The sequence below is a fragment of the Streptomyces sp. CBMA152 genome, assembly GCF_014596475.1.
Taxonomy (GTDB): Bacteria; Actinomycetota; Actinomycetes; order Streptomycetales; family Streptomycetaceae; genus Streptomyces.
The window spans coordinates 243,811-256,292 of record NZ_MECJ01000015.1; the positions used below are offsets into that span (position 1 = coordinate 243,811).

General features: G+C 71.7%; 7 protein-coding genes. 4 read left to right on the forward strand and 3 right to left on the reverse strand.

Annotated elements, in window-relative coordinates:
- Positions 1-38: 38 nt before the first annotated feature.
- Positions 39-2,321: an FdhF/YdeP family oxidoreductase gene (locus tag BG418_RS14420; RefSeq protein WP_188274222.1), complete on the reverse strand. Its 2,283-nt coding sequence runs from the start codon at positions 2,319-2,321 to the stop codon at positions 39-41.
- Between the two features lie 132 nt (positions 2,322-2,453).
- Between BG418_RS14420 and polA the strand changes: the two genes are divergently transcribed.
- From polA to BG418_RS14440, 4 genes are all read left to right on the forward strand, one after another.
- Positions 2,454-5,165, forward strand: coding sequence for a DNA polymerase I (gene polA, locus BG418_RS14425; RefSeq protein WP_188274223.1), 2,712 nt, complete (start codon positions 2,454-2,456; stop codon positions 5,163-5,165).
- 312 nt (positions 5,166-5,477) lie between these two features.
- A complete protein-coding gene (locus BG418_RS14430) occupies positions 5,478-7,166 on the forward strand; it encodes a lytic transglycosylase (protein WP_188274224.1) in 1,689 nt (562 codons plus the stop codon).
- A gap of 154 nt (positions 7,167-7,320) precedes the next feature.
- On the forward strand, positions 7,321-7,476 hold the full coding sequence (locus BG418_RS14435) for an SPW_0924 family protein (protein WP_188274225.1): 156 nt from the start codon (positions 7,321-7,323) through the stop codon (positions 7,474-7,476).
- 15 nt (positions 7,477-7,491) lie between these two features.
- A complete protein-coding gene (locus tag BG418_RS14440) occupies positions 7,492-8,481 on the forward strand; it encodes a DUF3068 domain-containing protein (RefSeq protein ID WP_188274226.1) in 990 nt (329 codons plus the stop codon).
- A gap of 105 nt (positions 8,482-8,586) precedes the next feature.
- On the opposite strand, the gene BG418_RS14445 is transcribed toward BG418_RS14440, so the two are convergent.
- Both BG418_RS14445 and BG418_RS14450 read right to left on the reverse strand, forming a co-directional pair.
- Positions 8,587-11,247: an ATP-dependent RNA helicase gene (locus BG418_RS14445; RefSeq protein WP_188274227.1), complete on the reverse strand. Its 2,661-nt coding sequence runs from the start codon at positions 11,245-11,247 to the stop codon at positions 8,587-8,589.
- A 145-nt stretch (positions 11,248-11,392) separates the two neighbouring features.
- Positions 11,393-12,211: a class I SAM-dependent methyltransferase gene (locus BG418_RS14450; protein ID WP_188274228.1), complete on the reverse strand. Its 819-nt coding sequence runs from the start codon at positions 12,209-12,211 to the stop codon at positions 11,393-11,395.
- Between the last annotated feature and the right edge of the window lie 271 nt (positions 12,212-12,482).

Consider the following 12,482-nt stretch of genomic DNA (forward strand, 5'->3'; position numbering starts at 1 on the left):
CGTGGTCCGGTTCCTTCTGGCCGTGTCTGAGCGAACGCTTAGACGGTCGCCGATTGTTCCAGACGTACGATCACGGACTTGCTGGCAGGGGTGTTGCTGGTGTCCGCCGTGGAATCCAGCGGCACCAGCACGTTCGTCTCCGGGTAGTACGCCGCCGCGCAGCCCCGCGTGGTCGGGTAGTGCACGACCCGGAACCCGGGCGCCCGCCGCTCCACGCCGTCCTTCCACTCGCTGACCAGGTCCACGTACGCCCCGTCCGCGAAGCCCAGCTCGCGTGCGTCCTCGGCGTTGACCAGCACGACCCGGCGGCCGCCCTTGATGCCCCGGTAGCGGTCGTCGAGGCCGTAGATCGTGGTGTTGTACTGGTCGTGCGAGCGCAGGGTCTGCAGCAGCAGCCGGCCCTCGGGCACCGTCGGGTACTCCACGGGCGCGGCCGTGAAGTTGGCCTTACCGGTCTTGGTGGGGAAGCGGCGCTCGTCGCGCGGCGCGTGCGGCAGCTGGAAACCGCCGGGCCTGGCCACGCGCGCGTTGAAGTCCTCGAACCCGGGGACCACGCGCGCGATGCGGTCGCGGATCGTCGCGTAGTCCTTCTCGAACTCCTCCCAGTCCACCGTGGAGTCGGCGCCCAGCGTGGCGCGCGCGAGGCGGGCGACGATGGCGGGCTCGGAGAGCAGATGCGGGCTCGCGGGCTTCAGGTTGCCGCGCGAGGAGTGCACGAGCCCCATCGAGTCCTCGACGGTCACGAACTGCTTGCCGCTCTTCTGTACGTCCTTGTCGGTGCGGCCGAGCGTCGGCAGGATCAGCGCGCGCCGGCCGGTCACCGCGTGCGACCGGTTGAGCTTGGTGGAGACATGGACAGTGAGCGAGGCCCGGCGCATCGCGGCCTCGGTGACCTCGGTGTCGGGCGTGGCCCCCACGAAGTTGCCGCCCATCGCGAAGAAGACCTTCGCCTTGCCGTCGCGCAGCGCCTCGATGGAGCGCACCACGTCGTATCCGTGGTGCCGGGGCGGGGCGAAGCCGAACTCCTTCTCCAGGGCGTCGAGGAACGCGGGCGCGGGCCGCTCGAAGATGCCCATGGTGCGGTCGCCCTGGACGTTGGAGTGGCCGCGCACCGGGCACACGCCCGCGCCGGTGCGGCCGATGTTGCCGCGCAGCAGAAGGAAGTTGACCACTTCCCGGATCGTCGCCACCGCGTGCTTGTGCTGGGTCAGGCCCATCGCCCAGCACACGATGGTCCGCTTGGAGGCGAGCGCCATGGACAGCGCCTGCTCGATCTCCGCGCGCGTGAGGCCGGTCGCGGCCAGCGTCTCGTCCCAGTCGGCGGCCCGGGCGGCGGCCGCGAACTCCTCGTATCCATGGGTGTGTTCGCGGACGAACAGCTCGTCCACGGCGCCTTCCGTCTCCACGATGAGCTTGTTGAGGAGACGGAACAGGGCCTGGTCGCCGCCGATGCGGATCTGGAGGAAGAGGTCGTTGAGCGCCTGGCCGCCGAGCGCGAGGCCCTTGGCGGTCTGCGGGTTCTTGAAGCGCTCCATGCCCGCCTCGGGCAGCGGGTTCACCGAGATGATCTTCGCGCCCGCCCGCTTGGCCTCTTCCAGGGCCGAGAGCATCCGGGGGTGGTTGGTGCCCGGGTTCTGCCCGGCGACGATGATCAGGTCGGCCTGGTGCATGTCCTCCAGGGAGACGCTGCCCTTGCCGATGCCGATGGTCTCCGTGAGCGCCGAACCCGACGACTCATGGCACATGTTGGAGCAGTCCGGCAGATTGTTGGTGCCGAACTCGCGCGCGAAGAGCTGGAGCAGGAACGCGGCCTCGTTGCTGGTGCGGCCCGAGGTGTAGAAGAGCGCCTCGTCCGGCGAGTCCAGCGCCTTGAGCTCGGCCGCGATGATCTCGAAGGCTCGCTCCCAGGTCACCGCCTCGTAGCGGTCGGCGCCCTCGGGGAGATACATGGGCTGGGTGATCCGGCCCTGCTGGCCCAGCCAGTACCCACTGCGCCCGGCGAGGTCGTCGAGCGGGTGCGCGGCGAAGAAGTCGGGGGTGACGCGGCGCAGCGTCGCCTCCTCGGCGACCGCCTTCGCCCCGTTCTCGCAGAACTCCGCGATGTGGCGTTTGTCGCCCTCCGGCCAGGCGCAGCCCGGACAGTCGAAGCCGTCCTTCTGGTTGACCTTGAGTAGGGTCCGCGTCGCCCGGACCGCACCCATCTGCTGCTGGGCCACCAGCGCCGTGTACCCGATGGCGGGCAGCCCGGCCGCGGCGTGCTTGGGCGGCGCGACCTGCGGCGCGTCCTGAACCGGGTCCCCTGCGGGCGGCTTGGTGGCCATGGCGCTCCCCTTCGAGCGACGTGTGCGATCCGTACGTTTCCGATCCTGTCACGGACCACTGACAACCGTCCCGGCGCGGTCCCGGGAGCGCACTGGCGGGGATTGTCAGTGGGGCGTGGCAGGATCGGGGACGTGGCTGAGACAGCATCGAAGAAGACCCCAGACAACCGACCGCGCCTGCTCCTCATGGACGGGCACTCCCTGGCGTACCGGGCGTTCTTCGCGCTGCCCGCGGAGAACTTCACCACCGCGTCCGGTCAGCCGACCAACGCCGTGTACGGCTTCGCGTCGATGCTGGCGAACACGCTGCGTGACGAGGCGCCCACGCACTTCGCGGTCGCGTTCGACGTGTCCCGCAAGACGTGGCGCTCCGAGGAGTTCCCGGAGTACAAGGCCAACCGCTCCAAGACGCCCGACGAGTTCAAGGGCCAGGTCGAGCTGATCGGCGAGATGCTCGACACGATGAACGTCGACCGGTTCGCGGTCGACGGCTTCGAGGCCGACGACATCATCGCGACCCTGGCCACCCAGGCCGAGGCAGCCGGCTTCGAAGTCCTGATCGTCACCGGCGACCGCGACTCCTTCCAGCTGGTCTCCGAGCACGTGACCGTGCTGTACCCGACCAAGGGCGTCTCCGAGCTGACCCGCTTCACCCCGGAGAAGGTCGAGGAGAAGTACGGCCTGACCCCGCAGCAGTACCCGGACTTCGCGGCGCTGCGCGGCGACCCGTCCGACAACCTGCCGGGCATCCCCGGCGTCGGCGAGAAGACCGCCGCGAAGTGGATCAACCAGTTCGGCTCGTTCGCCGAGCTGGTCGAGCGCGCCGACGAGGTCAAGGGCAAGGCCGGGCAGAACTTCCGGGACCACCTGGAGTCCGTCAGCCTGAATCGCCGCCTCACCGAGATGGTGCGCGACGTGGAGCTGCCCAAGGGCCCGGCCGACCTGGAGCGCGCCCCGTACGACCGGTCGGCGATGACCGGCTTCTTCGACGTACTGGAGATCCGCAACGCGTCCCTGCGCGAGCGGCTGCTCGCCGTCGACCCGGGCGCGGGCGAGGAGGAGGCCCCGGCCCCCGCCGCGGGCGTGGAGCTCGACGGCGCGGTCCTGGGCGCGGGCGAGCTGGCCCCGTGGCTGGCCGAGCACGGCTCCGGGCCGCTGGGCCTGGCGTCGGTCGACACCTGGGCGCTGGGCACCGGCAGCGTCACCGAGATCGCGCTGGCCGCCGCCGACGGCCCGGCCGCCTGGTTCGACCCGGCCGCGCTCGACGAGGCCGACGAGCGCGCCTTCGCCGCTTGGATCGCGGACGCCGCGAAGCCCAAGGTCCTGCACAACGCGAAGGCCGCGATGCGGGTCTTCCCGGAGCACGGCTGGAGCGTCGCGGGCGTCACCATGGACACGGCGCTCGCCGCGTACCTGGTCAAGCCCGGCCGCCGCTCCTTCGCCCTGGACGCGCTGTCCGTCGAGTACCTGGGCCGCGAGCTCGCCCCCGCGGGCGCGGCCGACGGACAGCTCGCCTTCGGCGCGGACGACCAGGCCGAGGCCGAGGCCCTGATGACGCAGGCGCGCGCGGTCCTCGACCTCGGCGACGCGTTCACGCAGCGGCTCGGCGAGGTGGGCGCGACCGACCTGCTCCACGAAGTGGAGCTCCCCACCTCGATCCTGCTCGCCAAGATGGAGCGGTACGGCATCGCGGCCGACCGCGCCCATCTGGAGGCGATGGAGCAGCAGTTCGCGGGCGCGGTGCAGCAGGCCGTGAAGGAGGCGCACGCCTCGGTCGGCCATGAGTTCAACCTGGGCTCGCCCAAGCAGCTCCAGGAAGTCCTCTTCGGCGAGCTGTCCCTGCCCAAGACGAAGAAGACGAAGACCGGCTACACGACGGACGCGGACGCGCTGGCGTGGCTGGCCGCCCAGACCGAGCACGAGCTGCCGGTCATCATGCTGCGCCACCGCGAGCAGGCGAAGCTGCGCGTCACCGTCGAGGGCCTGATCAAGACGGTCGCGGCGGACGGGCGCATCCACACCACCTTCAACCAGACGGTCGCGGCGACCGGCCGCCTGTCGTCGACCGACCCCAACCTCCAGAACATCCCGGTGCGTACGGACGAGGGCCGGGCCATCCGTCGCGGCTTCGTCGTCGGCGAGGGCTTCGAGTCGCTGCTGACCGCCGACTACAGCCAGATCGAGCTGCGCGTGATGGCCCACCTCTCGGAGGACGAGGGCCTGATCGAGGCCTTCGCCTCCGGCGAGGACCTGCACACGACGGTCGCGTCCCAGGTCTTCGGCGTCGACAAGACCCACGTCGACCCGGAGATGCGCCGCAAGATCAAGGCGATGTCGTACGGACTGGCCTACGGGCTCTCGGCGTTCGGCCTCTCCCAGCAGCTGAACATCGAGGCGGCCGAGGCACGCGGCTTGATGGACACGTTCTTCGAGCGCTTCGGCGGCGTGCGGGACTACCTCCAGCGCGTGGTCGAGGAAGCCAGGGCCACGGGGTACACGGAGACGATGCTGGGTCGGCGCCGCTATCTGCCGGACCTCAACAGCGACAACCGCCAGCGGCGCGAGATGGCCGAGCGGATGGCCCTCAACGCCCCGATCCAGGGCACGGCGGCGGACATCGTCAAGGTCGCCATGCTGAAGGTGGACAGCGCCCTGACCGAGGAGGGTCTGAACTCCCGCATGCTGCTCCAGGTCCACGACGAAATCGTCCTGGAGATCGCGCCGGGGGAGCGCAAGAAGGTCGAGGCCCTGGTCCGCCGGGAGATGGCCTCGGCGGTCGAACTCCGCGCTCCGCTGGATGTGTCGGTGGGCGCCGGCGCGGACTGGGAGTCCGCCGCGCACTGACCGCACGGAACACTGGCCCGGGACACCGGGCCCGGACCGACTGCCCGCCGGGTGCCGCACCCGGCGGGCAGATTCACGTGTCATACCGACCTGTCATGTGGGCGCGCCATGTGGTCTGTCAGGCAGGGCAGCCCCGACGGGTACGGCGGGGCACTGATTGCGCCATACCTGGGCAACCCCGGGGTGACGAAGCGGTGAAAAGGTGAATAAGGCTCAGGAGGCAGTGTCGCGACACCCCGTGGGTGCCGTAGGGTCTCCTGAGTCCTAGCGCTGGGGAGCGCGAACTGCTGACCACGGGGAGGGGCTCGACGTATGGCACCGCAGATAGGCCGACGACTGCGCAGGGGAGCGACCACGACCGCGGTGGCCGCGGCGGCGGTGGCAGCGCTCTCCGCCTCCCAGGGGCCGGGCGTTCTCACCAACGGCCCGGCGAGCGACCAGGCGGCGTCGGGCACCCCGACGCCCACTCCCAATGCCCCGGCCAGCGGTAACTCGCCGTACTACACGGACCTTCCGCCCCTCGTCTCCCCGAACCCGCCGGGCGCCCCGACCACCGCCTCGCCCATCACCGGCGCCGACTCGCAGGGCATACCCGCGACCGTCCTCGACGCCTACAAGAAGGCCGAGGCGGCGCTCGCCCGCGACAAGGCGTCCTGCCACCTGCCCTGGCAGATACTCGCGGCCATCGGCAAGGTCGAGTCGGGCCATGCGAACGGCGGCCGCGTCGACGCCAACGGCACCACGCTCACCCCGATCCTCGGCCCGGTCCTCAACGGCGTGGGCTTCGAGAACATCCCCGACACCGACGGCGGCCTCTACGACGGTGACAAGGTCCACGACCGCGCGGTCGGCCCCATGCAGTTCATCCCCTCCACCTGGGCGAGCTCCGGCCGCGACGGCAACGGCGACGGCGTCAAGGACCCCAACAACGTCTACGACGCCTCCCTCGCGGCCGGGTACTACCTCTGCGGCAGCACCCGCGACCTCGCGCTCCAGAGCGACCTGGACAAGGCGGTGCTCAGCTACAACCACTCGCAGGAATACCTGAGCACCGTCCTGTCGTGGTTCGACTACTACAAGCGCGGCACGCACGAGATCCCGAACGGCACGGGCACCCTGCCGGGCAGCCGCAGCGACACCCCGAGCCGTCGGCCCTCCGGCACCGGCCCGAGCCCGTCGACGACCCCGACTCCGACGCCGAAGCCCACCCCGTCGAAGCCCGGCCCGACGCCGAAGCCCACGGAGCCCTCGAAGCCCACTCCGGGCGACTCCGGCTCGCCCAAGCCGCTGCCGTCGAAGCAGGCGAGCACGTTCGAGGACGCGGGCACCGCGCCGCTGGCCGCCACCGCGGGCTCGCAGTTCGCCGGACAGGCCAAGGTCCGCGTCAAGGACCAGCTCGGCCTGCCGATGGCCAAGGCGGTCGTCCGCTTCCAGGTCATCGGTGCCACCGACGCCAAGTTCGCGGGCGGCGCCACGCAGGTCACCGTCACCACCGGCAACGACGGCCGGGCCACCGCCCCCGCCCTGCAGGCGGGCGAGCAGACCGGCACCTTCACGGTCCGGGCCACCGTGGTCGGCACCTCGCTGCCCGAGATCAAGTGGACCGCCACCGTCAACGCCCGCCAGGCCGACGCCCTGGCGCGCATCGACACCAAGGACCTGAAGGCCGCCCCCGGCACCGAGTTCGCCAACTACGTGGAGGTCAAGGCCACGTACAAGGGAGCGGTCGTCCCCGGCATCGCGGTGGCCGCCGCGATGATCGTGACCCCGGAGCCCACCGCCCCCGGCGCCACGCCCGCCGACCCGAAGGTCAACGACAAGGGCCCCTACTTCAAGGACGACAAGGGCAACCCGATCCGGACCCTCAAGGACCTGAAGACCGACGCCAACGGCGTGCTGAAGCTCCCCAAGGTCTACGCGGACGGTCAGACCGGTACCTTCGTGCTCCGTCTCACCACCCCGGGCGGCGCCACCCTCGACGTCAAGCTCACGGTGGCCTGACCGCCCTCACCACGCGGAACCCGCCGCGTCTCTTCCAGGACCGCCCTCGCTGCCCCACCCGGCAGCGGGGGCGGTCCTGCGTGTTCTCATCTCACCTCCGCGTTGCTACGGTGCCCCAATCCTGACGCCCCATCAGTTCTCCGGGAGGCCGAGCATGCGCGCCCTCATCGCCGCGGCCATCGGGCTCGCCGCCGCCCTCGCCATCGTCCTGACCGTCTCGGCGATCGGCGGGCCCGAGGGCACCACCTCGCCCAACCCGTTGCTCACCACCGTCCCCAGCGCACCCGGGGCGATCACGCCCGGGAAGTAGAGGAGAGCCGGCCGCATGCGACGCAAAGCCAGCCTGATCCTGCTCGCCCTCGCCGTCTTCTTCGCGGCGCTCTCCCCGCTGCTGCGCTGGTACGCCTTCCCCCGGCTCGCCAAGGTCCCGCCGAGCCAGTACCAGGAGACGGTGCTCGAGGCGAAGAACGCCACTCTCATCGACTACCAGCACCTCACCTCCGTCACGGTGCCCAAGGTGACCATCGTGCAGACCCTCAAGGGCAACGTCGCGGAGTCCCGGAAGATCGAGAAGACCGCGGGCAAGGACGTCGTCGTCTGGGACGCCCTGTCCTATGTCCTGGACGACAAGGGCCAGTTCGTCTCCAAGATCCCCGAGCGCTACATCTTCGACGCCCACAGCCAGGCCCCGGTCCACGCCACCGGCGAGACGGTCGACGGCGACCCGGTCAGGCGCGACGGCATCGAGTTCAAGTGGCCGTTCCTGACCGAGAAACGGGACTACGAGTACTTCGACGCCCAGACCCGCACCACCGCCCCCATCCACTACATGGGCACCACCACGTTCCACGGGCTCAAGGTCTACTACTTCGAGCAGACCATCCCCTGGACCCAGGTCCCCTTCCCCAAGACCATGCCCCTCGGTGTCACCGCCGACGTGGTCAAGCAGACCGGCCTGACCCGGTGGTACAGCACCAAGCGGATGTTCTGGGTCGACCCCGTGACGGGCGGCCCGGTCAACGGCGAGGAGATCCACCAGGACGAACTCCACAACGCCACGGCCCTGTTCGGCAAGGACAAGATCACTGTGTTCTCCGGGCATGTGAAGATGCGCGAGGACTACGTGGACCACACGGTCGCTCTGATCAAGAAGAACCGCACCCTGGTCCTGCTGCTCACCTCCTATCTCCCATGGGGTTTCCTCGGACTCGGTACGGCACTGCTCGCCCTCTCCCTCTGGCTGGAGGCCCGCAGCCGCCGCCCGGCCGCCCCGGCCCCGGCGGCCGACACTGAGCCGACGCCGGTCGGCGTGTGACCGGGACGGCCGGCGACCGGAGCGGTCGGTTACCAGTGCGGTCAGCTACCGGTGCGGTCCGTTACCCGTGCCGTCAGTGACCCGTGCCGTCAGTGACCGGGACGGTCAGCGTTTGAGGCGGGCGTTGGTGTGCCGGGTCGGCTCGGCCTTCGACGGGTCCTCCGGCCAGGGGTGCTTGGGGTAGCGCCCGCGCAGCTCGGCCCGGACCGCGCGGTACCCCTCCCGCCAGAAGTTCGCCAGGTCGGCGGTGACAGCGGCCGGCCGGCCCGCCGGGGAGAGCAGATGTATGAGCACCGGCACCCCGGCGACCTTTGGTGTCCCCTCAAGCCCGAACATCTCCTGGAGCTTCACCGCGAGCACAGGCTGCGCACCGCCGTACTCCACCCTGATCCGCGACCCGCTGGGCACCTCTATGCGCTCCGGCGCCAGCTCGTCGAGCCGCGCCGCCTCCCCGCTCGCCCAGGGCAGCAGCCGGGCCAGCGCCTGCCCGGCGTCCAGCCGCCCCAGATCCGCCCGGCGCCGGGCCCGCGACAGCTCGGGCTCCAGCCACTCCCCGGCCCGCGCGAGCAGCGCGGCGTCCGACACGTCCGGCCACGGCTCACCCAGCGTCCGGTGCACGAACGTCAGTCGCTCCCGCAGGCCCTCGGCCTCCCGCGACCAGCGCAGCAGCCCGACGCCCTCCTCTTCGAGCCCGTCCAGCAGTGCCCGCCGCACCAGCGCGGGGTCGGGCTCCTTCAACGGCCGTATCGCCAGCTCCACCGCGCCCAGTCGCTCCACCTGCCGGGCGACCACATCACCGTCCTCCCAGTGCACCTCCTCGCCCTCGGTCCGCAGTGGCCCGGCCGCCAGGCGTGCGATGTCCTCGTCGACCACCGCGGCGAGCCGCACCCGCGCCGACGCGGCCCGCACCGGCCGATCCGCGACGGCCACCGCCAGCCACCCCGCGCTCCGCAGCCCCGACCCCTGGGACAACTCGGCACGAGTGCCGGACACCATCAGATGGGCACCCTCACCCCGAGCCCGCGCCACCCGCTCCGGAAACGCCAGCGCGGTGACCAGCCCGGCCACGGCGTCATCGGATCCGGGACCGTTGGCATGCGATCCGGGGCCGTTGGCATTCGACCCGGGACGGCTGGTGCCCGAGTCCGAACGACCCGCACTCGACCCCGGGCCACCGCCAGCTGCGCCCGGAGCGCCAGAATCCAGACCGGGCCCACCGCCTTCTGTCGCGGCACCACCCGTCGGCCCGGAAAGCGCCGACGTCAGCCGCCGCACCTCCTGGCGCCAACGAGCCGCGTACCCGTCGCCGCCCCGGCGGGCCGTGCGCCACGCCGCCGTCAGGTCGTCCCCGTACTCCCTCGGCGGTTCCTCGCTCAGCAGGGCCACCACCTCGGCGGCTCGCCGGGCGCCCACCTCGGCGGCTCCGTCGAGGAGCGCCCTGGCCAGTCGGGGGTGCACCCCGAGCCGGGCCATCCGTACGCCCCGGTCGGTGGCCCGGCCTGCCTCGTCCGCCGCGCCGATCGCGGTCAGTACGGAACGGGCCGCCGCCATCGCCCCGGCGGGCGGGGCGTCGAGCAGGGCCAGACCCTGCGCGGTCGGATCGCCCCAGCACGCCGCCCGGAGCGCGAAGGCCGTCAGGTCCGCGATCTTGATCTCCGGAGACGGGAAGCGCGGCCGCCGCGTGTCGTCGGCCGGGGCCCAGCAGCGGTACACGGTGCCGAACGCCTCGCGTCCGGCGCGGCCCAGGCGCTGGGTCGCCCCCGCGTCCGACACCGAAACGGTCGCCAGCGAGCCGAGCCCCCGAGCGTGGTCGACGCGCGGCTCGCGCGCCAGCCCCGAGTCGACCACGATCCGGACCCCGGGCACGGTCAGGCTCGACTCCGCCACCGAGGTCGCCAGGACCACCCGACGGCGCCCGTCACCGCCCCGCAGCACCGCGTCCTGGACCGCCGCCGGAGCTCTTCCGTGCAGTTGCAGGACCTCCGCGTCCACTCCGTCCAGCATTCCGGCCGTCCGGGCGATCTCGCCGGTCCCGGGCAGGAAGCAGAGCACATCCCCGTCGTGCGCCTCCAGGGCGAGCCGGACCGTCGCCGCCACATGGCGCAGCAGCTGCGGGTCCACCCAGGTGCCGTGCGCGGGACGGATCCCGGCGGGCGGCGGGGCGTAGTAGAACGCCGCCCCGTGGCCCTGGCCCGTGCTCCGCACCACCGGAGCGGGGCCCGTGCCGTCCAGCACGGTCAGCAGGTGCGACCAGGCATCCGCGTCACTGGTCGCGGATGCCGCGATCAGCTGGAGCTCAGGGCGCAGGGTGGCCCGCACGTCCACGAGGAACGCGATCGCGGTGTCCGCGTCGAGATGGCGCTCGTGGCATTCGTCGAGCAACACCACGTCCACACCGGCGAGTTCGGGGTCGCGTTGCAGTCGCTGGAGCAGGACACCCGTGGTCACCACCTCGACGAGCGTGCCGGGGCCGGTGCGCCGTTCGCCGCGCACCGAGAAGCCGACCGCGTCCCCTACCTCCTGGCCGAGCAGCCATGCCATCCGGCGCGCCGCCGCCCGCACGGCCATCCGCCGGGGCTCGGCCACCAGCACCCGCCGACGCGGCCCTATCCCGGTCAGCCCGGCCAGTACCAGTGGCACCAGCGTGGTCTTGCCGGTGCCCGGGGGCGCGGACAGGACCGCCGTGCCGCGCTCGTCGAGTGCGCTCAGCAACTCGGGCACGGCATGGCGTACGGGAAGACGCTCGATCACGTCGGTTCGGATCACGTCCACAGTCTCGTACGTCCCGGCCCGGGCCCGTTTCCGGTTGTCCACAGACCCGCCGGTTTGTATGACTAATGGTCGGACCTGGCTCAGGGGAGGGGGGTGACCGTGCCCCGAACCAGGCCGGGGCGACCGCGCGCCCCCACCCTCAGTCCCGCTCGCACACGAAGATCGCCGTGCCAGGGATCAGATTGCCCCGCAGCGGGGACCAGCCGCCCCACTCCTGTGTGTTCCACGCGGGCCACTCGGGCTCGACCAGGTCGACCAGCCGGAAGCCCCCGGCCACCACGTCCCGGACCCGGTCGCCCAGCGTCCGGTGGTGCTCCACGTACACCGCGTGCCCGGTCTCGTCCTGCTCCACGTACGGCGTGCGGTCGAAGTAGGAGGCGGCCACGCTCAGGCCCTCCGGGCCCGGCTCGTCCGGGAACGCCCAGCGGATGGGGTGGGTGACGCTGAAGACCCAGCGCCCGCCCGGCCGCAGCACCCGGCGTACCTCCCGGAAGACCCGCACGGGGTCGGACACGAACGGGACCGCACCGTAGGCGGAGCAGGCGAGGTCGAAGGAGCCGTCGGCGAACGGCAGCGCCCCCGCGTCCGCCTCCACCAGCGGAACCGCTCCGCCGTCGATGCGCAGAGCGTGCTGGAGCTGGCGGTGCGAGAGGTCCAGGGCGACCGCGCGGGCGCCCTGTGCGGCCAGCCAGCGCGCGCACTGGGCCGCTCCGGCGCCGATCTCCAGGACGTCCAGTCCCTTAAGGGACTCCACAGGGCCCAGCAGCGCGGCCTCCGCCTCGTCCAGCCCCTCCGGGCCCCAGACGAACCGGTCGTCCCCCAGGAACGCTCCGTGATCGGTCTGGTACTCGTCGGCGTTCCGGTCCCACCAGCCACGGCTCGCGCGGCTGCTCTCCGCGTCCCCGGCGTCACGCCGGGTCGCCTCGGGCTCGTATTCGGCCTCGTGCTCTTGGATCATCGTGCCCGTCGTTGTAGTTTGCGCAGAGCGTGAACGCGGATGGTCCATCGCGTTCTGCAGGGGCCTGCTTGGGCCTACGTGGCCTCGGAGAACCTTAGTTGTGCCGGGAATGCGGGGATCCGCCCCGGGTGTGCGCCTTCGCGCATTGACCCTGTCCGGCTGCCCCCGTATGCTACAAGTTGCGCTGCGAGCCTGCGCACCTCAGACGTAGCAGGCGCGCTCCCACTGTTGTATGTCCCCTCGGTTTCGAGGCGCCCCCGGTCCGCCGGGT